Below are 25915 nucleotides of genomic sequence, written 5' to 3'. Positions count from 1 at the left end.
CAAGTAGATATCAACCAGCCAGTAAATAATTGTAATTAATACTATTACTTTTAGAAAGTTCACCATGAATACTAGATTGAATGCGTATTTTAACAACAAAAGTCATAATATAATCGCGATAACTACTTTTCCAAAGGTATTCAATTTCCTAATCAATAACCAATGTAAAAAGTCTGGTTCTGTTGCAAAATTTTTTTGAACTCGATTTTACGGTATAATTTCAATTGAATTTAGCTATAGGAGGACATACTCATGAAAAATTATTTTAAAGGGAAACAATACGATTATCGCATTATTATCAAAGCCATCGGCTTATACTATCATTTTTCTTTGATTGATCATGATTGTGCCAAAATTATGCGTAAATTCAGTATTGGTATGGACCATACCACGATTTATCGCTGGAACAACCAATATGGAAAAGCCCTCTATCATTCATGGAAGAAGCGAAATAAAAAAAGAAGCCTATCTAAATCTTGACGGATTGACGAAACGTAAGTAAAAGGCAAAGACAGTTACTTGTATAGCGCCATTGATTCAAACGGAGACACCTTAGATATATGGTTGCGTAAACATCGAGATACGGTCTCCACAAAAGCCTTTATTAAGCGATTGATCCAGGATTATGGGCAGCCACGTTCGATTGTGACAGATAGATAAGTATGCCCCTTCATTAAAAGCTATTAAAGAGCTGAAAGGAAAGGGAATTCTGGATCCACAGGTGAATCACTGGAAGTCTAAATATCTCAATGATATCCTAGAAAAGGATCACCGACAGGTGAAAGGAAAACACTACCCTATGGTAATAGTTTCCAATCTACCTATAAGCTGCAGCAACGATTAAAGGGATTGAGGTTGTTTCAGAATTATACAAAGAAAGTCTAAGAGAAATTGACCTCTTCGGATTTTCCCCGTGGGAAGAAATTAAGAATTTATTCAAAGCAGCTTAAGTTAAACAGTAAAAGCTGGAGTAGATTACCTTATTTTAAAAGTTTGTAACATAGCCAAAAATAATACCTAAATCCTCAAGGATTTAGGTATTTATTGGAATGGTCAATTACGAAAAGCAAATAGATCACTCAGGGAGCCTTTTTATTTGTTGGTATCCAAATTGTTATTATAAGCAAAACGCCCATAATATAACTTAGCCAAGTTATATTAAAAAGTACACTGAATATAAAAATTATCGCTGATATCGTTTGAGTTATTTTTAAGTTAATTAAGCTCATTGAAATTCAAATCCCCAAAAGTTAGCAATAGGAGGTGTAGAATTAAATACTATTCCTCCAGGACACAAACCAATAACTACACCTACAGTAGCAAGTACCTTGGATACTACAGGCTCTGGAACCCATATCCCGCCAATAGTAACACCTGCTCCAATAAGGTTAACAGTTGTTTTACTTAACCAGATTCGAACTCCCCACCAATATACTTTAGCATCATTTTTACCTTCGGAGAATCCTAGACTAATACCATTGTTAGATTCTACATTTTGACTGATTGTTATAGTTTTATCTCCTGTAGTTAAAGTTTCTTTAGCAGGATCGATCACGATATTTGATGTCACACTATTAGTTTCTGATATTTTATTTTGCAAAAATGTTAGTTCAGACTTTGACAATTCACTCTTAGCATTATCAGATATAGAGTATTTTAAAGAAACATTGTCAAATGTAACATACTTATCAAGTTTATCGATGTCATAACTAAAGGAATTATCAGAAGAGACTTCACTTGCATGAACATTTACACCTACACTAACAAACAAACCAAGGACTACAAAAAAAGACATTGCTAAACAGAAAAACTTGGACTTTCTTGATAACTTTAATTTCATTTTATCTACCAGCTTTCTATAAACATTTTGTATCAAGACTATTATATCATAAGATAAGCAAAAATGCAAACGCTTACATTTAAATATATAATGTAAAATTTTTGTTTGAAACCCTCTGTGTGCTTTTGTAATCAGTTGTGACATACGGCTTCTATATTATAACCGTCAGGGTCTAATAAAAAAGCTGCATAGTAATTTTCATGATACTGAGGTCTAAAGCCCGGCGAACCGTTAGTGATACCCCCTGCTTTTAAACCTGATTCATAAAATAAATCGACAGATTCTTTTGTATTAGAAGTAAATGCAAAATGATTGCCACTAGGTTCACCTTGGCTAATCCAAAAGTCTCCTGCGGGGTCTGCACCTTCTGGACTAACAAAACTTATTACATAGTCTGTATCAAAGCATATCTTGTATCCTAATGGATACAACGTTTGTTTATAAAAATCTTTGCTTTTTTTTAAATCGGACACTTTTATACTGAAATGATCTATCATCAAAACACCTCGTTATTCTTTACTAAATTAATTTGGGTTCAGAATTAACTGATAAAATGTGTTTAATTCGTACTTTCGTACCTACATTACTAGAATGCATAATGGGCAGTTCATAGGGTTTTCTTTCAGATTTATGATACAACGAATTAACTCTAGTGTCGACCGTTTTCTCTCTTTTTTTAGTTCTTCTTTTCTTATCAGATTTCCACATATATTCTTTTGTCATGGGGTGAACTATTCACAGTTATCCGAGCGTGTGAAACCCAAATCCACTAGTTATGGAAACTCACAGATTCTACCAAAAGATTATCTTGAACAAAGTCAGGTAGAAATCGTCTTACGAGAAATGACAGAAAAATTATCCAAACGGTTGCGTAGCCATGAAAAACTGACTGGATTAGTGCATATTTCAATTCGTTATTTCAAATATGAAACTACAAAGGGTTTTCAAGATAACGCAAGATTACGCCAACCAATCGAGCAGAAGAACTAACATATGAAGTTTTAGCTCTTTTCCGTACTCATTATAAGGAGCATGCGGTTCGTCAAGTTGGAATTAGTTTTGGACAACTCCAAAAAGAAGAATCCGTTCAATTAAACCTCTTTGAGGATGTAAATAAACAAGTAAAATCTCTGGAATTAGATCATATTATAGACAAGATTCAGCAACTATACGGGTTTGCAGGATTAATGAAAGCAAACAGTCTAAAAGAAGGAGCAACAGGGAAAGATCGCAGTGATCTTTTAGGTGGTCATAAACGTTAGTAATTATGGTTATGTTATAAATTTTACCAATGAAAAAGCCTTGTATCAGCAACAATACAAGGTTTTTATGGCATAATAATGGATCAGTTGTAAGTACCAAAAATTTTAAAAAACCTATTATAAAAACAATAATTTAAAAACAGAAATGCTGGTAGATAATCATTTGTTTTTTTATTTTGTTAAAAATATAAGATTTTATAAATAAGTTTAAAACTTGCAACAGAACCGAATTATTTTCTGTCTTTTTTCTTGTAAGAATATAAAACAAGAAGTTTTTATACATTTAGAATCATTTTAAACAAGGGAATATATTAATTATTTAAAATCTACTACAATATTTCACATTAACATTATAATACTATTAGAATATAAACACAAGAACAACTATTACTATTACTATTTATTCGTAAATCTCTCGAGTATACTTAATAGAGATAGCTCAAAAAAGTTAAAATTAAGATATCTAATAGTCTTTTAGTTTCTTTTTACCCGTCAAAATTAAGCCGTCAACAAGTAGAAAGGATGAAGTTATTTTATGCCACGAACTGGAGAAAAAATATTTATAAACGAAAAAGATGGTCGCTGGGAGGGCCGTTATCCAATTGGTCGACGTCCCAATGGACGATTGCATTATGGGTACATTTACGGTAGAACATTAAGTGAAGTGAGAAATCGTTTAATTCCTTTTGCGGAAAAAGGTCGCTAGGATGAACCATTATAAAAGGGGTTGGCTCATTGTCTTATAAAGTATGGTGTAGAGAATGGCTACTGAACATTCAAGGAATAGTCAAAGACTCTACTTTTTCTAGCTACAGTTATAAACTAAAAAGTATTTATTACCTTCTTTAGGGGACCTACCTTTACACGAAATTTCAGCTACAAAAGTACAGCAATTAGTCAGTCAATTGGAAAAAGCAATCTCTCTCCCCAGCAAGTATTAAAATAATGATAACACTTTTAAGTGAGACATTAAGAGTTGCGTATAAAAAGGAATTAATTGAAAAAAATCCTTGTTCAAATGTTGTCTTACCCAAAGTAAAGAGAAAAAAAGGTGCATGCATTATCTTTACATGAGCAAAAAGGTTAGAGAATACTATTGAAACCATTGCAACCCCTAGTTCTTTAGCAGTCATAGTTGCTATGCATACGGGGCTTAGAATTGGAGAGATTTCCGCGTTGAAATGGAATAATATACAATTTGATCGTCAACTTTTAATTGTTGAAAATACTTATCAGCGTTTACCGCTCCCTAATGAAAATAAGACCATTTTAACTGAGGCTCCTGCTAAAAGTCAGGCTGCTCAAAGAGTAGTACCATTATCAAGAAAATTGATTCTATTATTAAAGGAACATGCAAAAAATAAACAGTCAACGTACGTTTTTTCTGTTAACAATAAGCCTTATGAACCGCGTTTATTATCCTATCACTTTCAGCGAATCTGTAAAAAAGCAGGCTTAGTAAATATTCATTTCCATCAGCTTCGTCATACATTTGCAACACGATGTTTAGAAAATGGTGCAGATATTTCTTCTGTTAGTGCGCTTCTAGGTCATTCTTCGACACAAATGACACTGGATATTTACTCAGATTCTTTACTAGAACAAAGAATTTTTGCAATTCGTTGTATGGAGCGGGCAGTTTTTAGAAACCCTTTTCAAAAATAAAAAAGGAAGTAATTGACAGGGATTTTTTTATTTTTAAAAAGGAAAGCGATTGCAAAAAAGAGATTTCTTTTTTCATAAATAATGAGTAAAGAACTTCTGAAGAAGTTCTTTTTGTTATATAAAGACAAACAAATAATTAAGAATAGCCGTCAGTATATCCCGTCATATCAGTAAAAAGCTAATTTATCAAGTATTAAGAATAACTTCTTGTTTTATATTCTTACAAGAAAAAAGAGGCGGGAACGTAGAACAGCATTTAGTTAGACTCTAATATGTGAAATCTTTAATTTAAAGGGGTGTCTTTATGGAGAAACGAAGTCTTTTATTATTGGGAGTTATAACGTTAGGTTGGGTTCAACCAGTTTGTACAGTGGTAGCAGCAAAAATGGAAACGACTCCGCAAAGTTATTCTGCCGTTATGGATAAAACAAGGCATTACCCAGGGTCGGTTCGCAACCTACTACAAATGAAAGTCCACCACAAGAAGGGGTGACGAGGACAGAAACGTCTACTGATTTAAAGGATGAACCTGTTTCGTCAACGGAAGAAACCAGCAAAGTCACGAATATGGAGCATATGTTCTCTAACACAACGAATATTCAGCTACTCAAACTAGGAAAAGGGTTTAGATTTGCAGCTAGTAATACGGAGCTTCCTAAGCCACCTAATAACGATAAAATAGTTGGAAAATGGCGTAATCTTGGTTCGGGTGATCAGAAAAAACCATTAGGAAAGAACCTTTGGACTAGTAGTGAATTAATGATGAAGTATAACGGAGAAACAGACGCGGATACGTATGTTTGACAGCCTACAGGAATTTCTATAGACTTAGTTTCAGAAAACTTTTCTTTCCCAAAAGTACAAATTTCCGGCAAAAAACAGACTGTAACGCCTACTGAAAAAGCGAGTTTGTCTTTAACCGATGCACTGCCTAAGAACGACACGGGTACGCAATTACTGGTCTCTTACGATACCCCCAACGATGAGTGGCAAAAAGCAGGCTTCTCGTTGAAAGTAAAATCTAGTACAACACAACCCTATATCCAAACAGCTGAAGTACAGGTGAGTCCGGATGCCACGCCAATAATCACTCAATTTGATGAAAGTAAAAAACAAGGAGGGACGATTGTCGATCTTAACCTTTCACCAGAACTAACCGTTCCTCAGTCGTTGACCGCAAAAAATTATTCGACAACCATTGTTTGGACCATCCAGCAAGGGCCTAAATAGTCTAATGCTATTTGAGTTAAAAGAAAGGAGTCTGCATGTGAAACATTTAATTTATGGTTTTTCCCTCATCATAGGACTTGGGATTTTCGGAGGGTACTTTGATCAAAAAGAAGTTTTTGCAGCACCATCACAGACAGAAGTCGCTATTAAAATCAAGGAAGCCCCGCCGGTGGTTCCAAATGCAAACCAACTAATCCCAATTGATATTTCTGATACAAGTATTCGCGGAAATCCAGATTCAAATAAAGGTATGGGGTATTCAAAGTACCCACAAACCAATGAAGAGCAGTCTTCATGGTGGATGGTTCCGTTAGGAACACTGTTATGCTTAATCACTCTATTACTTTTTCACTATGATAAAAATAAAACGGAAAGAAGGAATGGATTATGAGAAAAATGATTTTTGGTACAGTACTACTAGGAGGATTAATGGGGAGTGCGTTATTCATCCAAGTGCCAGTCCATGCAGCAGAGAGCAACAAAACAGAAGCGAATATCACAGTTAATGGTGGTGGACTAAACATCGATGCGTTAGGAAAAATTGATTTTGAAGCAATCACATTGAATGGTCAAGAACAAACGTCACAACCCACAGACCCCAAAACCCCTGCACTAAATATCCATGATTATCGTGGAAAAGCAACAGGCTGGTACTTGCAAGCAAACTATGAAAAAAATAAAGCTCTTGGTGAAGGACTGACGTTACATGTTGCTCCTACAACTGAGCAAAAGGGGACCGCAACCCCAATAGATATTGGGGAAGATGCGATGACATTTTACAAGTTGGATGCGGCAGATCCGAGTAATCCAGATACGACACTTACACTAAGTCCAACGATTAAAGTACCTGCAAAGACACCCGCAAAAAGCTATACCGGAACGATTGTATGGAATGCGGTGGAAGGAGCACCAGCATAGAAAAATAACTAAAACGAGAGAGAGCTATTCTCTAGCGAGAATGGTTCTTTTTATTAAAGGGAGAACATCATGAAATTAAAAGTTATCAACTTTTTCTCTATCTTACTATGTTTAGGAATGCTCCAGCCGACAGTAGGTCATGCACAAGACAATTCCTCTGTGGAACAAGCAAATAACTACAGTATCTCACCTAGCTTTGGTGCAACACAAAAGAAAGAAACAACCAATTTTTATGATATGAGAATACAACCTAAACAAACGGATACCTTTCAATTAACCATTACTAATCAAGCCAAACAACCGCAAACCTTTCAAGTTATGATAACTACTGCTACAACCAATCAAAATGGGATTGTAGATTACACCAAGACAGATTTTCCAAAAGATCCATCGATGACACTTGCGATTAAGGACCTGATTACGATTGACCAACCGAAAGTCACGATTCCTGCCAATCAATCACAGACAGTTCGCTTCCGATTGACGATGCCTGATCGCGCTTTAACAGGAATTTTGTTAGGTGGGGTGGTGGTGCGTCCAATCCAAGAGAAGAAACAAGGCGAAGGTATTCAAAATGTCTTTATGCATACCCTAGCAATCCGTGTGGATCAAACAGACGACCCCGTACCAACAAAAGTGATTGGTGGTGACGTGACGATTGGTCAAAATAATTTACACAATCAAGTGTCGATGGCCTTACGCAATCCAGAACCAAAGTTGCTCACACAATTGGAAGGAACCTTTACAGTGACCAAAAAAGGCCAATCAAAACCACTAGCACAGAAGAAGCAGAAAGACCTCAGTATTGCACCTAATAGTTCATTTACCTTACCTTTAGCATTGGAGCAAGACTTTAAAGCAGGAGACTATACCTACACGATTTTATTAAAAAATGCGAATGAAGAGTGGAAGTTCTCAAAAGACTTTACAATTAAGGCAAGTGAGGCGAAAAAGTATAACCAAACGTCCGTTGATCATACCAAATCTCCATGGGAAAGGTGGGCGCTCTACGGAGGAATTGTTCTACTGATTTTAATCTTATGTGGGCTGTTCTACTATTTAGGAAAGAAGAAGAGGAAATGATGGTTGTGTTGCAAAGTTTTTTTAACATCTATTTTACACTATAATTAGCTTGAAAACTAGCAAATGGAGGACATGATTATGAACAAACACTCAAAAGGGGAATAATACTGTTATCGAATTATTATTGAAGCCTATTGACTCTAATGGATAAACACCCGATATGTGGTTACAAAAGCATCGAGATACAGTCTTTACAAAAAAACTTTATCAAGATCACGGACAGCCTTGCTCTATTAAAATCAATAAATACGCCTCTCTTTGAAAGCCATAAAAGAGCTAAAAAAATGTTTATCTGGATAAAAAAGTGCCTCATTGAAAGTCTAGATTCCTCAATAATATTTTAGAATAGGATCACTAACAGGTGAAAGAGAAGCTTCTCTATGGGGATAGCTTTCAGTCAATAAACACTGCAGGTGACACAATTAAGGCATTGAAGCAGTCTCTGATTTCTACAAAGAAAGGTTAAGAGAAATAATCCTTTTAAACTTTTTCCTTTGGAATAGAATTGAAAATTTATTAAAAACTACCTAACGAGACAATCAAAAATGGACTAAGTCTTTCATTTTTTTCTTGTGTTTTGAAATTTGCTGATTTTGAAATCTAAGTCTAATGAAAAAATGGGAATTAGATATCAAAAATTTATAGGGAATTAAGTTTAGCTTCAATTATATCTTATGTATATGAAATTTTGAATCATGAAATCAGTTTGACGTAAAGTTTACTTTAAAAGGTTATAGAATAATTGCGTATAGAAGAGAAAAATTTAATGTTAATAAACTAGAAAAAATAAAAAGTTAAATACGTATTTAACTTTTTAAAAAGATAGGGTGATAAAATAATGGAAAATTTCAGCGAAATTCCTAGAAAGAAACAACCTAAAATGAGAAAAAGCGTCAATTATTTCTTTCAGTCTTGTCTTTTCTTGTTATTGATTTCTTGTTTTTTAGTGTTTCACGTACAAAAATGTCATGCTACATCGCAAGCTGGTGGGCTAGCTATTGACTTGAGAACTGATTTGCCTTATGGAATGGAAATGAGTCATGATGAAGGATATGGGCCAGATGGCACATTTGGGGGGAAAATACACGTAAAAATTTATGGAACAGTGAATACCTCCAATACAGTTTCACTAACTGTACCAAGTTTCAGTACTTCCGGAATGCAATATGCATTGATGTTTCACTTACCAGAAAATATAAGTGCAGAAAATTTCAAAGCAGCTTATGATAAAGCTTATATTGACAACCCAGGAAATTTTTATTCAATTAGTGGGGAAAAAAATACACGAATTCCAATAACTTCTACAACAGGAATGCGAACTTTTAAAAGATACTCTTCGACAGAGGGCTGGGAGGATACTAAACAAGACTATAATGGGATTGACACAAATCACCAAGTGATGTTTTGTGAACGGGGAGATTCTATCGATTTATCTACTGGAAAAATTTATGATATTTGGAAAAGTGAACCAGATACTTCCGCTATAAAATTTGAACTTCATTTCGATTTGGATGTGACTAGTTTAATGATGAATGGAGATTTGAATGATTATACGTCTGATAAAAATTTAACAAAATATAGATTACCGGTATCAAATGTTCTAACAAATGGAAGTGAAAGTAACCAGTTTTCTTTGTCAGCTGATTTTTTTGGAAGAACATATGAAAAAAATAGTTGGTACGAATCAGATACGACAAACACTATTAATTATTCTACACTTCCTGATTCTGAAATGTGGTTACGTGCGACAAGTTTAGCGGCAGCAGCAAATCAAGATCCAAATAACTTGAGTCATCAAATTGTTACTGGAATTACAGGGAAAGTGGCTACTTGGTCTTCTTATATCTCGCCGTGGGACAGCGGCGATAAAGATACCCCGTTATCCAATTACAATACCCAAGATGCCTCTAAATATCCTGAAATACCTGAAAGCAAAACGATGTTACCAGGGGATTTTTTATCACCAAAGTTTACGATGAACCAAAGACAAGACAATCCGCTTAATTGGACAGATGGGTATGTTGCTCAACGGTTTGCTCGCGTAGTTAATTTTCATACTCACACAGTTGATCCTAAGGCCAATGTGAATGTCTCTTCACAACAACAAAACGGGTTAACAACCTATTTATTTAGTGGCAAAGATGGTTGTGGGCTGCCGTTAGTCAACCCGCCAGGAACGGATTCTTCAGAGCCCACAGATAAAACATATATGCGAGTCACTACAGAACCATATCAAGTGCCAAGTATAGAAAATGCAGCTTTTGTCAAAGGTCAAACAATATTTCATCCGCAACAAAAAATACCAGTAGAACTAACAGTTAAGGCTCCGACAACTAGAAAAGTTCAGATTGAAGAAAAAGTTTCAGGTCCTTCCCAAACTGATTTTCATAAAATCGGAGAGCAAGATTTAAGAAGTTTGCCTGTAAAAGATGGAAATGTTAGTTTTGAATGTTCAGCAGATACTTTACCAAAATCAGGTGAGTACACATTGACGTTTAGGGTTCTTGATGCTGATGATAAAGATAAAAATTACTCTAACGAAAAAAGTCTGGCTGTGTATATTGATCAAGCTCAGATTAAAGTTAAGTCTGAAGACATTGCTTATCAATATACACAGTGGAATTCGGAAAGTGAAGTTGTTACACTACTGAATTCTGAGGGTAAAAAAGGAGAATTTAAGGATGTAAAAGTAGTGATAAATAAAATGGATGGAGATAAAAAAACGCCTGTAGATGATGTTAACACTAATGTCACTGGTAAATACGAAATTGATTATGAATACTTGGGAATGAGTGCAAAGACTTCATTAGAGGTTATCCCTTCTTCTGCACATATCGCTGCACATGATGGTAGTTTTCCTGTGGGCACTGACTTTGAGCCAGAACGGCTTTTTGATAGTGCTAAAGGCAATGATGGTAAAACAATTCCTTTTAGTGACATAAAGGTTAGCTATACTCCTAGTAAGGTAAATAGTGAGTTAGCAGGAGTATACAGTATTACGTATGATATTTCTCAAAAAGTAGGCTTTAAAAAAAGTATTACCGTTGGTTGGACCTACTATTACTCTAATCGCCTAGACTTTTATCACTTGCCTGAACAACTAATGCCTTTTGAAAACGTAAAATTTAATGGCCAAGATCAAACACAGACATTAAAAAATTGTGAGATGAACATTGAAGATACGGGGGACCCTAATCGAACAACTGGCTGGAAGCTTGAAGTAGCCTATAATTTTAATGATCAGAAAACACAGGTGTGGAAAGATGCAGGGCTTGATCTCACACTAAATCCGAAATCAGTCGATTATGTAACAACTGAGCAAAATATTTTGGTTAATGATGATCAACAATTAGTGGCTAAAGTTAATAGTCAATTAATTAAAAACAAAAAAGTGCTAACTAAGTTACAATTATTTCCAACATTAAATATTTCAAAAGCTACCCCTGCTGATAAGTATAAAGCTCAATTAGTGTGGAATTTAGAAGCAACACCATAAAGAAAAGGACTATTCTGGCTCTTTGCCAAATGGTGCTGATGAAGAGAAATACTAGAATGATTGGTGAACAGAAAGAACTATTTTCTTTCTGTTCATTTTTTAATTTTATGAGTAATTCTCTCCTATACCGAATTATGACCCGTAATCTAAAGACACTTTATGGCTAATTAATCCACGTGTCGCTAATTCTAGGACAGCGCATAAATATATATTTGTTCCATTCTGTAATATCACAAACAATTCGAGGTTGTTCCTAGAGTTCTCCGGATACTTAAAATTGTCTGTTTAGCTCATTATTAAAGACTTTATTCGGTTTGTTTTTCTTCTTATATGTTTTGACTATTCTAGAAACAAGACCATGCGCTTTTATAACAGATTTAATAAAACCAAGAGAAACGGCGACGCCTTGGTTGGTTAAATAACCAAAGAGTTTTTTCGACCCAATTCGCTGATTATATTTAAAAAATGTATCAATAAAACATCACTCATTTCGCGATGTTTTGAGTTAATTCTAGGCAAAATTCCTTTTGTTTTCTAGCTCTAAATTTAACTAGTACTTTGGGTAAGGGGGCTATTTCCGTGTCAACTTTTAGTATACTGGCTCAATCTGAGTGAGGTAACATCTATTTTATCTCTTCAAAACTCAATAATATGAAAAGGATTGTTAGAATTTTTAACGATTTATTTATTTAAAAAAAATTACATTTTTAATAGAAACAAAGTAGCTACATAAAATATAGAGCATAAAATATCAAATAGTGCACTAGCACAAGCAAATTTACGTCCAGTAGAAACATATTCGGTAAAACTGATCTTAGGATTAGACAAATCATTAAAATGAAGGGCCGGAAAAAGTCATGGCAAAATTACTAGAAATTGAAAAAAACAAACTAATTCAGAAAATGCTCGAAAAAAAGAAGCCTATCAATTATTTTGGCTCCTATACTAGAAATACGGACAAGATGTTCGCTATAATTTAGTATAGGTTTTTTTATTATCCAAACCAAAAATCTAGCGATACGGCATTCAAAAGAATTTAAAGAATCGATGGTCTCTTTGAATCAAACCGGACGGTCTATCAATTCTCTGTCGAAAGAATACAATGTGAATGTCTCGACAATTAGTAAATGGATCCGTCAAGCGGATCCTAGCGACAGAAATGTTCTTTCATTTAGAGAACATGAATTAGTAAAAGAAAATAAACGCTTAAAAGAAGAGATTGATAGTTTAAGGCAAGCAACGGTGCTTCTGATTTATTCTGATAATTAAAAAAAGCTTGCTTTAAAATAAAAGTAGCAGTATAATGAACCCGACTTAATACCCTACATTTTCTCTCTGAGCCGCCCTGATCCAAGGACGGTTTTGTTGTATGTAATTTTTTATATTACTTGTTGAAATTAAGCAACAATTGTTATATAATTATAAAAACTATAATTTAATAACTTTTCTATATATGGCATTTATCTGTATAATAACTCCCTACCACTGATGCACACTACTTCCCCAAGTAATATTTTTTGTCGTTGTGGTAGGGAGATAATATTACAGTAATACTTTATAAGATTACTGTAAAGTATTTTTGTTAACTTCCAAAAAAAGACGAAATTTCACTTTCTAATTCATTTACCAACTAATCTATATGTACATTAATTTACTGCAAAGATCATCATCCAAGGATGGTTCTTGTTTTACTGCAGTTCGAGTCCTGTATGGTCCATAAATTTAAAAATTGTTAGAAAAATATAGAAGTAAAGTTTTTTGGAAGGGAGATATAATGAGAAACTTATTATGGTTTATTCTAGGAGGAACAGGACCAAGAGAACGATTAGATGATGGCTGTGGATGTATATTTTTATTTATTACAATAGCTATGTGTATCATAGCAGCAATGTTTTATTTTTTTTCACACTAAAAGACCTTAGCTAACGCTATGGTCTTTTTCTTTTATTAAAGTTATCATGAATAAAAATGATACATACAAAAACAGCAATAAAGAAAATTAATACAGCTAAAATTAGAAGTAATAAACGCGGAATAAACATTGACTGAACGCTCCCTTTTCAAAAAAATATACCACAACCATAAAATAAAACAAAAACCCACCAGAGACGGTGGGCATGACTACCATAATTGTATAAATAGGCTCTATACTTTCTGATGTTGGTATTTTTACCAACATCATTTGTGATTCACAAAAAAAGACACCTCTGAATCCTGTAGAATTAAAGTCGCTGAATGCATTTTAAGGAGGAATCAAGATGTCCTATACTGAGCTTTTCAAAGAAACCCTAAAGATTCTAGACTTAAATGTTACTCTTGAAGAAAATTGTTTGCGGAAAGAAAAAATAAACGGACAAATTTGTGAAGTTTATACGGGAAAATTAATTTCCTCACCAGATTTCAGTGAACATTGTGAAAGTCATTCCACTATTATTCGCTGGGGAATGACTACCGTTCGTTTGTTACTGAATGAAGTCGCAGAATTCAAAACGTATCTGGAATTGAAAAAACAACGGTTTGAATGCGATGCATGTCAACAGACTTTTTTGAGGATACAAGTATTGCAGAAAAGCATTGTTTCACTAGTCAATCTGCCAAATCGGCCATTACTACACGGTTGAAAGAGAATACTTCCATGACAGGAATCGCTCGCCATTTTTGGTAAGTTCATTGATTTCATTAAACGGTACACTCGGCTAATACTGATTGAAACACCGTGTTCACGTTGTAAAAATTTTTATTTTAGCAGCACCTAATCGATAGTTTGTTTCTGTGCAAATCTGAAGAATCAACCGTTTTAATTCTATATTTTCAGGAAAGCGAGCGGAAAGTTTTCTGTTGTTATATTATAAAATTAACTACGATTGACTTTTAGCACAAGACATAACTTAAAAATAGTGTGTTCTGATTGAAGTAAGGAAATAGCTCTCAGTCGTTTGTGAAGTGTGGCGTGAATATGGCAATTGTTTTTTTTAGATAAGGTTCTTCTCTTCTAAAGCAGCTTTTTGTTTTTGAGGTTCTCTTACTTGCTTAGCAGTAAGTAGTTCTCCTGATTCCATTTCAACTTCAGAATAGAGCTTGATCCATCGCGAGATGGCTGTTTGTAAAACTCCATATTTTCCTAGATGCTAAAATAAATCAGACGTCTACTTGTCGTATTTTAATTTAAACTGGAAATTCTAACTAAAAAAATTAAATTGGAAAGATTTCTTTATAATAAAAATTTGCAACAGAACCGATATATTAATCAAAAATAATAAAAAATCCATAAAAAAGATTTAAAATTTAAAGGTGAGCTAGTCAATAGAACAAGAAGAAGGTTCGAAGATAACAAACTGACTATTAAAGAATACATTCCTATACTAATTTCAATAGTAAGTTTTCTTAACTAAATACTGAAATAAAAAATTTATTGAACAAAAATTATATGCGGTAAGAATTTGGGAAAGTTATCTGTCGGCAGTTAAGATTTATGCTGGTCAAAAAAAAACGAAAATTTTATTCTCATTTTTATCGTGCATTGCTAAAGCCTTGTGATATTACCACTGATTTTCATCCTTTATCAAGAGCAGTTTCAAAAAATTATCAAGAGTTTTCTGGCCAGCTATACCCAGATTTTAAACATTTTCCAAATGATTTGCTGTTAAAGAAGAAAAATGACTTGTCAGCGATACAAGCATGGTCGCTTGTCTGTTACAGTATTTGGGATGCAATTGCAGAGAAATTGAGGGGAACAACTACTACCAAGCGCCCGACTTCATGTTGTCAAACCTAAATAGAAATAGTCATCAAAATTTAGATTTTCAATCTGAGGGAATAACAGCGCCGTATCTTGCGCATACTTTGGATTTGACAGTTACTTAGCATGTACGCAACTAAGTAGCTTGCAGGAGACTTAGGTCGAGAAGATATCGCTCGGTTTTGTTTTGCTGCGGCTGATCAATGGATAAATATTTTAGATCTGGAAACGGGTCTTTTAAAAAATACAGGAAGCTTTTGTTAAGGTATACATTGGAACTACAGCTTTATAATTTTACCGCAAATGGGGCAAAGAGTAGTGAACAGTGAACTAAATTCTACTACGCAATAATCTCGATCACTTTTTTTGATATGATGCCAAACCAGTTAAACAACCGTACGCGAATGAAGAAGCATTGACTGAAGAATTGTTAAATCGTTTTGAAGGTTTTAACAATGAAACTGATATGGAAAGCCCACTATGTTATACTTTTGCTAGGCAGGATATTAAATCCGATCAGATTTTTCGTTTATGGATGAACTGTATATTTTCAAATGCCAAAGGCGGATTATGCAGCAATAATGATAGCGGTGGGTTAACTTTGCTGGTTGCTTGTACTATTCTCGGATTGTTCCCGGTGACGGACACATTTTTTTTAAATTATTAGTCTAAGTATTGAAAAAAGTGAGATTATTTTAAACAGTAGTAATCAATTAACTATTGCAGTTAAAAACTTCAGTGAACAGAACTAAACAGTTGCGGAGGCAGTGTTTAATGGCCAACTGATAAAAAAACGTGAACTTGGTGTAAAAGTTTTGATGCACGACGATTTATTGGAGTCACGATGATAAGTGAATATCGCAACAAAAACCGCCATCTTCAAGATGAAAGTTTTTGTTGCGTTGCTGTTATTAGGAATTTTGCACAGGTTACTTACTGATAAAGACTTTTTCATTATTTGAAAAAGTCTTAGCGATATTTGGGCTGATTGTGGTTTGCTGGTTTGAATGAACGGCAGTAATAGTTTGATCTGATAGATTCTCAATCGTTGTTTTATCATTAGTGACAGTGATAAATAAGCGGTAGTTTGTCCAATAAATTGGGAACGCTACACTTGACCATGCTTCAGGTAGTTTTGGAGCAATTTCTAAGTGGTTATGGCGCAGCCGAACGCCGGCGAAACCAAATACTAACGATTGCCACACACCACCTAATGAAGCGGAATGAATTCCTGTGTCACTTGATTTTGGCGTTTGCCCTAGATCAATTTTAGTTGCGACTTCAAACATTTTATAAGCGAGTTTCCGGTCATTCATATCAGAGGCAAGAATACTATGAGTAGACATACTCAAAGAAGAATCGTGTAAAGTTTTTGGTTCATAATAATCCCAGTTGGCTTTTTTCAAATTATAATTAAAATAGTCTTCTAGCAAATACATCAAAATTAACACATCTGCTTGTTTAGTAATCTGCATTTCGTTAACTTGAGCTAAGTTGTAGTCAAAAAAGAGCGAACCAACATGCTCATTTTCTTTATAAGGTGTTAAATCAATAATTTCTTTAGTTAAATAAGTGTCGTCTTGAGGGATCACGTTATTTTCATTTGGTTGAGGCAAATAAATTTTATCAAGATTTTCACGCCATAAATTAGAATAGCGTTCAATGCTCCAACGTTTTGCAATGGATTGAATCAGTTCAGGTTGCGTCTCTTTCAAGTTATCATAATAGCTCAGTGCAGTTTTGATATTCCAATAAGCCATATAATTGGTGAATGCATTATTATTTACGTGTTCTTTATATTCATCCGGACCAATTATTTCGTTGATTTCATACCGCTCTAATTCTTCATTCCATTCTAAGCGAGACTGCCAAAAAATCGCAGTAGCCATAATTAGTTCATAACCGTATTTTTGCATAAAATCAAGATCATGTGTGTATTGAAAATATTGCCAAGTCGCATAGGCGATATCAGCACTGATATGCTGTTCAATAAAACCAGACCAGATTTTTGTATATTCTCCGGTCACAATATCTGCTGCACCATAAACAGGAGTTACTTCACCTTCAGACAGCCAAGCAGATTCCCAAGGGAACATAGCACCTTCGTAGTTGTTTTCTGTGGCTTTTTTTGCGGCACCATCAAGAGAAAGATAGCGATACTCTAATAATTGTCGAGCAATTTTGGGGTTGCTTAAAATATAAAACGGCACAATAAAGATTTCATTATCCCAAAAAGCATGACCTTTGTACCCTTCACCTGATAATCCTTTTGCACCGATGCTCATACGGTTATCATGCGCGGGCGTCATAATGATTAGGTGATAGATGGCGAATCGCAGTGCTAATTGATCAAAGTCATTACCAGTTACTTGAATGTTGTAGAAGTTCCAAAGCTTATTCCAAGCTTGAGTATGTGCAGCATATAGTGTGTCGTAATCGGCTACATTTCGGAACAAAGCCAATGTTTCTTGATCAAGATCACTATAAGCTTCTTGGTCGCGGCTGGTATAAAATCCTGAGATTTTATCTAGTACCAATGTTTGGCCATTTTCAACTGTGATGTCGTTATATTTCATATAAATTTTGCGTCGGTCCATAAAGATAATCTGTTCAGGGTTAATAGACTGATTATTTAAGTTAAAGGTGTGTTTTGCATAATTGATTACGTCGACTTGCGATTCAGTAGTTGTTTGCGTCATTTTTAAGATTTGGTTATCGAACAAACGTAATTCGCCTTCTTCAAAATGCTGTGTTCCTGAATTAGTCATACGCCCGTTAATCCCAGATTCAAATGAAATTAATGCGCTTTCATTTAACGGCGTAATTCTAACTTGCTGACCGATAACGTGCAGGTTATCCATCGAAACAAATCGGTCAAAATTGAGTTGGAATTTTTTTCCATTTGGATGAATCCATTCAATTGTGCGTGTCAGTAACGCTTTTTTTAGATCTAGTTGTTTGCGGTAATTAATAAGTGTACCGTTTTGTAAAGAAAATCGCTCGCCATCAATCCAAATTGCAATTTCTAGGTTATCAGCGATATTTGGCAGTTCTGAAACTTCTTTATGGCCATTTGCTTTGTTGAAACAGCCTGAAATAAAGTGTCCGCGTGTTTGATTTGAATATACTTCTTCAGCAGTAGCGCGACTTCCCATATAACCATTCCCCAAGCAGAAAATCGTCTCTGTTTTTGCCAAAATTTCTGGATTGAAACGATCTTCGCTGATTACCCAATTCTTTTCAGCAAAATTTGGGTTGTAATTAATCAAATTAGACATTTTTTTTACTCCCTCATATTAGATTTTCATTCTGATAATATCCGAAACGTTTCGGAGTGTCAATCTTAAATTTTTAAAATAATTATTTTTACTAATCAAAAAGCACTTAAAAACACGAAACTCACGTGTTTTTAAGTGCTTTTTGATTAGTGATTATTTTTCCCAGTAGATTCACGAACAATTAAACGATTTTCTAAAACGTAGTGCGTTGCCGTTTGGGTTTTATGAATCATATCTAACAGCAATTCTGCAGATCTCTGTCCAATTTGGAACGGAGACTGCGCGATGGTAGTTAACGTTGGTGTTACATATTGAGTTAACAGAATATTGTCAAATCCGATGACAGACAAGTCTTTTGGAATATTGATATTGAGCTCTTTACAAGCTTTTAAAACGCCTAAAGCCATTAAATCGCTGGCACAAAAAATAGCGGTAACTTCAGGAAAATTAAGTAAAAATTGAATTGAATTTGTGTAGGCTATCTGCTCTGCAAAATCACCATAATAAACATAATCTTCGTTGAATTCCACATTAAGTTCTTCTAATGCTTCTTTGTAGGCCGTTAAACGCTCAATACTAACGTAAGCATGAGAATGACCGCCTAGAAAGCTAATTTTACGATGTCCAAGACGATAAAAGTATCTGATTGCGTGTTTAACACTTTTATTTTGATCAGTTGTTACGTATCCGGTTATTTGATTTTCAAGTGGAATATCAATAAAAACAGCAGGAATTTCACTATTCAGCGCTTCTTTAATATACGGATCATCGTTTTTTAAGCCTTCGATAATAACGCCATCAAGATTTCGTTCGGAAACTAATTGATTCAACGTTTTATTTTGCTGCTTTGAAGTATCTGTACTTAACAAAATCATTTCGTAGTTTTTGGCAGCAACATAATTATTTACACCTAATAAAACCTCAAACATAAAATTATCTTTCGCACTTTCCGCTTTTAATTCAGCAACCAAAAGCCCAATCGTCCGTGATTTCCTTGTAACTAAAGATTGAGCTACAAGGTTAGGTATATAGTTCAATTCTTTTGCAGCACTTTCAATTATGTGCTTTGTCTCTTCGTTAACATCTGAGTGTCCGTTCAAGGCTCTAGAGACTGTTGTAGTTGAAAATCCGGTTTTTTTTGCAACATCTTTGATAGTTACCATAACTGTTCCTCCATAATGTTTTCTATGCGTTTCCAAGTAAAAAAATACACGACTTTTAGCTATTTAGCAATAAACAATAAAAAATAATTCAAAAAATAGTGTTGACACTGAAAACGTTTTGGATTATGATTTTATCGAAAAATGTAAACGTTTTCTTTTTTTATTTTTGAAATAGGAGAGTGTAAAAAAATGAAAAAAATTATGATTTTAGGTGCAGTTGGATTATTAACAGCAATGGCGTTGGCGGGTTGCAGGAATAACAAACATTCTGCTGATTCAGAATCTGGATCGGGAAAAACAGTCATTCGTGTAGGGACTTGGGAAGGAGACGAAGCGTATAAACGTCACCAAAAAATTGCAGAAGAGTACATGAAAAAACACAAAGATGTAACGATTAAAGTCGAAAGTGTTCCAGATCAATACGGTACTAAAATTTTAACGCAAATTGCTGGCGGAGACGCACCTGATGTGTTTCAAGTAGGGGACGGTGATGTGTCGATGTTCAAAGACCGCGGGGCTTTAGAAAATTTGGATTCCTATATCAAAGGAGATAAAGGAATTAACACTGGTGATTTCTTTGATAAGATTTTAGAAGTCGGCAATATTGACGGCAGCTATTATACTTTACCAAAAGATTATTCTACCTTAGCAGTTTATTATAACAAAGATATGTTTGATAAAGCAGGAATTGCTTATCCAACTGATGAATGGACTTGGGACGAATTTGAAGAAATGGCTAAAAAATTAACGATTAAATCTGGCGACAACTATGAGCAATGGGGTGTGGAACTGCCAAGTGCGGAAATCCGTCCAATTTTACCATTTCTATACGCACAGGGCGGTGATGTAATCAGTGAAGACGGCAAAACTGTTAATGGTTTCATGAACAGTGAGGGCACAAAAGCTGGTTTGAAGTTCTTTGATAAGCTGCTAAACGAAGATAAGGTTGCACCGTCTTCTGTTGATACTGATGCCTTTAAAGGAGCGGATTTATTCTTGTCGAAAAAAGTGGCCATGAATATTTCTGGCGTTTGGCCGTCATCTAGTTATGCTGATAGTGATTTAAAGTTTGGAATTGCTAAGTTGCCAAAAGGGAGTGCGGGGCAGTTTTCAACAATCTATTACTCTGGCTATGGATTGTATTCTGGATCTAAGCATAAAGAAGAAGCCTGGGAATATTTAAGATACTTCAGTACTGAAGGTCAAAAAATAATAGCTAAAGACGGATTAATGACTGCTTATAAACCAGCAGTTAAAGCTTCTAAACAAGATGAAGATCCAACTAAAGCAAAATTTATCGAAAGCCTTGAAAATATTAAAATGTTTCCAGAACGTTTGAACTTTAATTTTGGTAAAACAGCGGGAACAGAATTTTTAAATGTTTTAACGGAAATCACAACAAACGGTGACGGAAAACTTGATATTGATAAAATGCTTGATGAAGCTGCTAAAAAAGGCCAAAAAGCAATGGATGCAGCGAATAAAGAATAAGCAAGAACAGCCTTGCCTTTTATACGAAATCGTATAAAAGGCTTGGTTTTATAAATACATTTGTAAGGAGGCGATTTTTGTGAAAAAAAAGAAAAAGACGCAAAGCCGGATTGAGCGAAAACATTTCTATCTGTTTATATTGCCATGGATCATTGGCTTTTTGGCTTTTGTACTGATTCCTATGATTATGTCATTATGTATGAGTTTTACAAAATGGGATTTATTGACAGAACCGACTTGGGTAGGTTTTAAAAATTATATTCGCGCATTTACTGAAGACCCGCTGTTTTATCAATCTTTGAAAGTTACTTTTGTGTACTCTTTATTTTCTGTTCCATTAGGCTTAATTGCTTCATTAACGGTGGCGCTGTTGCTGAATCAAATTACTCGCAGCGTTAAATTTTTCCGCACAATTTATTATTTACCGGTAATTGTTTCTGGTGTTGCAATGATGGTTTTGTGGGCATACATCTTTAATCCGCAAATGGGGTTGTTGAATCAGATTCTAAAAATGTTTGGTATTAACGGGCCAGGATGGATTTATGATTCTAAATGGGCAATGCCATCATTAATTATTATGAGTCTGTGGAATATTGGCGGAACTGTTATTATTTGGCTGGCAGGGCTATCCGGTGTTGATGAGCAGCTTTACGAATCCGCACGTTTGGATGGTGCTAGCCGCTGGCAGCAATTTATTAATATTACATTGCCGACATTGTCGCCTACAATCTTTTTCAATTTAGTAAACGGTGTAATCGGTGCACTGCAAACATTTAATCAAGCCTATATTATGACAGACGGCGGACCGAAAAACAGCACCCTATTCTTTAATTTTTATTTATGGAAGAAAGCATTTAAAGATTTTGAAATGGGCTATGCGTCAGCCTTAGCTTGGGTCTTGTTTGTAATTATTATGATTTTGACTTTATTAGTGTTCAAATGGTCGTCAATGTGGGTTTATTATGAAAGCGAGGGTGAGTAGACAATGGGTGTTACAGCAAGTAATCGTGTATGGAAAACGATTGTGTATATTCTTTTGACTGCCGGTGCGATCATAATGATAATTCCGCTGTTTTGGATGGTTTCTACTTCATTGAAAACGAATGCAGAAGTCTTTCAATTTGATCTGTCTTGGTGGCCGAAAAAACCACAATGGGGTAATTATGTTGAAGCATTTACTCGTCTGCCTTTTGGACAATGGACAACCAATACCATCTTTATTACAGCGTTAACCATTATCGGCTCGCTAGTTTCTTGTACGTTGATTGCATATGGTTTTGCACGCTTTTACGTTAAGGAAAAACGAATTTTGTTCATGTTACTTTTATCAACAATGATGCTGCCAAGTACAGTAACGATGATCCCTTTATTCATGATTTTTAGAAATCTTGGCTGGATTAATACCTTTTTACCTTTGATTATTCCTTCATTTTTTGGTAATGCTTTTTTCATCTTTTTACTGCGCCAATTTTTCATGTCGCTGCCAAGAGAATTAGAAGACGCCGCTAAGATTGATGGATTGGGTGTGTTCGGTGTTTTAATTAAAGTGATTCTGCCATTAACTTTGCCGGCTTTAACTACAGTTGCCATTTTTCAATTCAATGGTGCTTGGAATGACTTTATGGGGCCGTTAATTTATTTGAACAATCATGATTTGTATACGTTAGCTTTGGGGATTAACTTCTTTAAGAGTGAGAATAATGTACAGTGGAACTATTTGATGGCTGCGTCGGTCGTATCGCTAATGCCCTCTTTAATTATTTTCTTCTTTGGTCAAAAATATTTTATTGAAGGAATTTCAATTTCTTCAGGGATGAAAGGATAATAATGATGAACGTAACTACTTTAATCGAATCAAAACAAAATCCTAAGGAAAATCATTATTTAACACCGGGACGAAAAATTCATTTAATTGGTTCGCAAGACGGCAGTTTTCTGCCCTTTGGTCATCATGTAGAAAATGAAATGGGCGGCATTTGGATGCATCCGATTAAGCTGTTTGACGGATTTTGGTTGAAGCTAAAAGAAAAAAATCAACCCTGGCAATGGGTGCGCGATGCGGTTAGTTTTGACAACTATGCATTTCATAATGAATTACGATTTGAGTTGGACGGTTTGGAAGTGATACGCAAACAAATCACTGTATTAAAAGAATCAGCGATGCTGGTTTCGTTCACGGTTAAGAATACTACTGATCAAAAGAAAGAAGTTGCAGGGGAGCTTTCTTTTACAACTGATTTGCGACCTGTTTGGTATTCAGAAGAAGCCAGTATTTTAGATGGAGAAGATCGTATTGAAATAGTTGATGGCACATTTGTAGCAAAAGATTGCGACCACGATTGGTTTGCTACAGCTGCTTTAACTGGTATTGAATCGGCCAAAGCCAAAATATTTGATCAAGTTCAAGGTTATGACCAAACATTTGGAAATGGCAAACATGGTGGCTGGACGTTTGAAGCTATGGTGGAGACTGGTTCTGAAGTCACCTTTAGTCTTAAAATCAGCGGATCGCTAAACAGTTATGAAGAATCTATAAACAGACTGGCAGCTGTTTCAGATTTTGCATCGTTATTCGAAACGAACCGCGCTTATTATCAGCAAATTTTGGACACTGCAGCAATCGTTATCCCGGATAAAAAACTAGAAACAGTATTTGCTTGGAACAAATGCCATATTGAATGGCTGACAATTGAATCCGAGCCGGTTGGTATTGGCTTGATAGCAGGTATTCCAGAATATGTCTGGTGGTTTGGTGTGGATTCTATTTATGCAATAAAAGGATGTATTCCAGCCGGGTTCCATAAATTAGCAGAAGAAACGATGAAAATTGTTATCGAAGGCTCCAGACAAAAAAATGGAAATGGTCGGATTATCCACGAAGAAAATTCTTATGGTGTTGTAGGAAATCCAGGCAACACGCAAGAAACAGCAATTTTTATTCATGGGCTGTATTATCTTTATACTTGGACAGGCGATAAAGTGTGGCTGGAACAATATTATAATGATATTAAAGTTGGAATTCGCTGGCTTTTGGAAACAAAAGATTCAGATGGCGATCTGTTCCCTGAAGGCTACGGTATCATCGAAGTATTAGGGCTTGATGGCGAATTGATTGACACTGCAGTTTACACTCAGGCCGCTCTTGAAGATGGCGCAAAAATTGCTGATTTGTTTGGCGATCATGATTTAGCTGCTGACTGGCAAGCAAAAGCGCTGGATTTGAAAGAACGGATTAATCGAGAAATGTGGTCGGAAGAAGAGGCACTATACTCAGATATTCGAATTCCGGGAAAAGATCTTTATCTGCGGTTAGACCAATTTATTTATCAATCAAGCTTGCATCAAGATGAGCATATGATTGATTTTTATGAAGGAATCAAAACTAATTTAAAAGCTTCAGGATTGGATCAGGTAGATGTTGATATTTCATGGTGTTTTAAAAACTGGGTGATTAATACTCCACTTGAGATGAAAATTGCTGATAAAAAAAATGCTTTGCGTTCTTTAAAACGATTGAACAGTGAAGAATTTATCGGTAAATACGGTATGTATTTATCAGGAGATGCACAAACAATGATGATGACAATTTCGACCGGAGTACAAATTCAGGCAAATTTAGCTTATAAGCAAGCAAATCAAGCACTTGAGCTTATCCGAAAAATTGCAAGCACCTTTAATTTGTACTTGCCAGGCTCTATTTCAGAAATGTCCCCTGATTATGGCTGCTTTGTTCAAGCTTGGACATCATATGGTATAATCAATCCTTTAGTTTCTGGTTTTATTGGCCTTGAACCAAACGCAGCTGAAAAAAAGATTCAATTGTCACCTTGTCTGCCTGATGAATGGCATGAAATGAGCGTTAAAAACGTTGCGATTGGCAGCGAATGTTTTGATTTTGAAGTAAAACGCACTCAAGATAATGATTATCAGATTAAAGTCAGCGGTGGTACCAATGAATGGAAAGTTTTAACGGATACAAATGCTAAAATAGAATTTTAGGTGATGAATAATGATAAATGTCTTGATGAAATTATGTACATGGGTACTGAGAATTGCCCAAATTAATTTTTTAGTAGTTGTCGGTACATTGTGTGGCGGGATTGTTTTCGGGGTTTTTCCAGCCGTTTTTTCAGGGATCATGCTGTTTTCTTTGATGCTTGAAGAGAGCGTAGATGAGCCAATTATCAAAAATTATATCAACATGTATAAAAAAGTTTTCCTTAGTGGGAACAAGTATGGCTATCTTTATTTGCTGGTTTTTATGACGGGTTTTAGCAACGTGCTGTTTTATAATAATATATCTTCAGCGGGTCCAGCATTTTTTGCAAAAATTGTGTTGTTGTTTATTTTCTGTTTGATAATCAGTGTGATGACGTTTACTTTGCCGACAGCGATTGATTATAAAATGACTGTCAAAGGAGCAGCTAGACTCTTTTTGTTTGGAATCAGCAAATTTCAACTAGTTATTTTAACAATCTTCAGCATTGTTTTTCAAGGGCTGTTTTTATTGTTTTTCACTGGAGCTGATCTTTTTTTGCTTTTTGGTTTGTACTGTATGAGCACTGCGCTGATCAATCGTCTTTTTTCAAAAAGTATTGCTTTTGCGGAAAACAATCACTAAAAGGTCGATTTCGCTCTAACCTTTTTTCTTAGGAAAAGGATAAAAATGCTGAAAAAAATAATGCTTGTCGGCTCCTGGTTAGGTAATTACTGGAACATCGTATCCAAGCAGTCGAATATATGGAAAATT

Annotated in this window: 22 protein-coding genes and 3 pseudogenes; 21 read left to right on the top strand and 4 right to left on the bottom strand. The window is 35.0% G+C overall.

What is annotated here, in order from left to right; all coding sequences use genetic code 11:
- Positions 1-252: 252 nt before the first annotated feature.
- Positions 253-950: pseudogene (locus tag IGI63_RS14590) on the top strand (IS6 family transposase).
- Positions 951-1225: 275 nt separating this feature from the next.
- On the opposite strand, the gene IGI63_RS14585 reads toward IGI63_RS14590, so the two are convergent.
- Both IGI63_RS14585 and IGI63_RS14580 read right to left on the bottom strand, forming a co-directional pair.
- The gene (locus IGI63_RS14585; protein WP_429976091.1) at positions 1226-1840 is read right to left on the bottom strand and encodes a hypothetical protein; all 615 of its coding nucleotides are present in this window, start codon (positions 1838-1840) and stop codon (positions 1226-1228) included.
- A 131-nt stretch (positions 1841-1971) separates the two neighbouring features.
- Positions 1972-2337 carry a VOC family protein gene (locus tag IGI63_RS14580; protein WP_429976090.1) on the bottom strand — a complete coding sequence of 122 codons (366 nt, stop codon included), beginning with the start codon at positions 2335-2337 and terminating at the stop codon, positions 1972-1974.
- A gap of 94 nt (positions 2338-2431) precedes the next feature.
- On the opposite strand from IGI63_RS14580, the gene IGI63_RS14575 reads away from it, so the two are divergent.
- From IGI63_RS14575 to IGI63_RS14505, 15 genes and pseudogenes are all read left to right on the top strand, one after another.
- The gene (locus IGI63_RS14575; RefSeq protein ID WP_429976089.1) at positions 2432-2830 is read left to right on the top strand and encodes a hypothetical protein; all 399 of its coding nucleotides are present in this window, start codon (positions 2432-2434) and stop codon (positions 2828-2830) included.
- Positions 2800-3102 (top strand): hypothetical protein, encoded by a 303-nt coding sequence (locus IGI63_RS14570; protein WP_429976301.1) that lies wholly within the window; start codon positions 2800-2802, stop codon positions 3100-3102. The genes IGI63_RS14575 and IGI63_RS14570 overlap by 31 nt, the downstream gene beginning before the upstream one ends.
- Positions 3103-3637: 535 nt before the next feature.
- On the top strand, positions 3638-3808 hold the full coding sequence (locus IGI63_RS14565) for a hypothetical protein (protein WP_429976088.1): 171 nt from the start codon (positions 3638-3640) through the stop codon (positions 3806-3808).
- Positions 3809-4242: 434 nt separating this feature from the next.
- On the top strand, positions 4243-4767 hold the full coding sequence (locus IGI63_RS14560; protein ID WP_429976087.1) for a site-specific integrase: 525 nt from the start codon (positions 4243-4245) through the stop codon (positions 4765-4767).
- A gap of 489 nt (positions 4768-5256) precedes the next feature.
- Positions 5257-5571 carry a hypothetical protein gene (locus IGI63_RS14555; protein WP_429976086.1) on the top strand — a complete coding sequence of 105 codons (315 nt, stop codon included), beginning with the start codon at positions 5257-5259 and terminating at the stop codon, positions 5569-5571.
- 105 nt (positions 5572-5676) lie between these two features.
- Positions 5677-5997 (top strand): hypothetical protein, encoded by a 321-nt coding sequence (locus tag IGI63_RS14550; RefSeq protein ID WP_429976085.1) that lies wholly within the window; start codon positions 5677-5679, stop codon positions 5995-5997.
- 37 nt (positions 5998-6034) lie between these two features.
- A complete protein-coding gene (locus tag IGI63_RS14545; protein ID WP_429976084.1) occupies positions 6035-6388 on the top strand; it encodes a hypothetical protein in 354 nt (117 codons plus the stop codon).
- Positions 6385-6915 (top strand): hypothetical protein, encoded by a 531-nt coding sequence (locus tag IGI63_RS14540; protein WP_429976083.1) that lies wholly within the window; start codon positions 6385-6387, stop codon positions 6913-6915. The genes IGI63_RS14545 and IGI63_RS14540 overlap by 4 nt, the downstream gene beginning before the upstream one ends.
- Positions 6916-6984: 69 nt before the next feature.
- On the top strand, positions 6985-7998 hold the full coding sequence (locus IGI63_RS14535; RefSeq protein ID WP_429976082.1) for a DUF916 and DUF3324 domain-containing protein: 1014 nt from the start codon (positions 6985-6987) through the stop codon (positions 7996-7998).
- An 838-nt stretch (positions 7999-8836) separates the two neighbouring features.
- Positions 8837-11494 carry a bacterial Ig-like domain-containing protein gene (locus IGI63_RS14530; protein ID WP_429976081.1) on the top strand — a complete coding sequence of 886 codons (2658 nt, stop codon included), beginning with the start codon at positions 8837-8839 and terminating at the stop codon, positions 11492-11494.
- Between the two features lie 996 nt (positions 11495-12490).
- Positions 12491-12727, top strand: a pseudogene (locus IGI63_RS14525) (transposase); the annotation flags it as partial.
- 541 nt (positions 12728-13268) lie between these two features.
- Positions 13269-13406: a hypothetical protein gene (locus tag IGI63_RS14520; protein ID WP_429976080.1), complete on the top strand. Its 138-nt coding sequence runs from the start codon at positions 13269-13271 to the stop codon at positions 13404-13406.
- A gap of 346 nt (positions 13407-13752) precedes the next feature.
- Positions 13753-14144, top strand: a pseudogene (locus IGI63_RS14515) (ISL3 family transposase); the annotation flags it as partial.
- Positions 14145-14966: 822 nt separating this feature from the next.
- Positions 14967-15269 carry a hypothetical protein gene (locus IGI63_RS14510; RefSeq protein ID WP_429976079.1) on the top strand — a complete coding sequence of 101 codons (303 nt, stop codon included), beginning with the start codon at positions 14967-14969 and terminating at the stop codon, positions 15267-15269.
- A gap of 379 nt (positions 15270-15648) precedes the next feature.
- The gene (locus IGI63_RS14505; protein WP_429976078.1) at positions 15649-15900 is read left to right on the top strand and encodes a glycoside hydrolase domain-containing protein; all 252 of its coding nucleotides are present in this window, start codon (positions 15649-15651) and stop codon (positions 15898-15900) included.
- 262 nt (positions 15901-16162) lie between these two features.
- Here IGI63_RS14505 and IGI63_RS14500 read toward each other — a convergent pair whose 3' ends face one another.
- A complete protein-coding gene (locus IGI63_RS14500; RefSeq protein ID WP_429976077.1) occupies positions 16163-18511 on the bottom strand; it encodes a glycoside hydrolase family 65 protein in 2349 nt (782 codons plus the stop codon).
- A 146-nt stretch (positions 18512-18657) separates the two neighbouring features.
- On the bottom strand, positions 18658-19674 hold the full coding sequence (locus tag IGI63_RS14495) for a LacI family DNA-binding transcriptional regulator (RefSeq protein ID WP_429976076.1): 1017 nt from the start codon (positions 19672-19674) through the stop codon (positions 18658-18660).
- 189 nt (positions 19675-19863) lie between these two features.
- Here IGI63_RS14495 and IGI63_RS14490 point away from each other — a divergent pair, with 189 nt between their 5' ends.
- From IGI63_RS14490 to IGI63_RS14470, 5 genes are all read left to right on the top strand, one after another.
- On the top strand, positions 19864-21165 hold the full coding sequence (locus IGI63_RS14490) for an ABC transporter substrate-binding protein (RefSeq protein ID WP_429976075.1): 1302 nt from the start codon (positions 19864-19866) through the stop codon (positions 21163-21165).
- Positions 21166-21244: 79 nt separating this feature from the next.
- Complete coding sequence (locus IGI63_RS14485; RefSeq protein ID WP_429976074.1) at positions 21245-22147, top strand: carbohydrate ABC transporter permease; 903 nt, start codon at positions 21245-21247, stop codon at positions 22145-22147.
- Between the two features lie 3 nt (positions 22148-22150).
- Entirely contained in the window at positions 22151-22990 is an 840-nt protein-coding gene (locus IGI63_RS14480; protein WP_429976073.1) for a carbohydrate ABC transporter permease, read from the top strand.
- A gap of 2 nt (positions 22991-22992) precedes the next feature.
- Entirely contained in the window at positions 22993-25164 is a 2172-nt protein-coding gene (locus tag IGI63_RS14475; RefSeq protein WP_429976072.1) for a hypothetical protein, read from the top strand.
- Positions 25165-25174: 10 nt separating this feature from the next.
- The gene (locus IGI63_RS14470; RefSeq protein WP_429976071.1) at positions 25175-25786 is read left to right on the top strand and encodes a DUF624 domain-containing protein; all 612 of its coding nucleotides are present in this window, start codon (positions 25175-25177) and stop codon (positions 25784-25786) included.
- Positions 25787-25915: the final 129 nt, after the last annotated feature.

This window comes from Enterococcus sp. DIV0086, assembly GCF_050498705.1.
Taxonomy (GTDB): domain Bacteria; phylum Bacillota; class Bacilli; order Lactobacillales; family Enterococcaceae; genus Enterococcus; species Enterococcus faecalis.
This window is presented reverse-complemented; position numbering and strand designations above follow the sequence as displayed.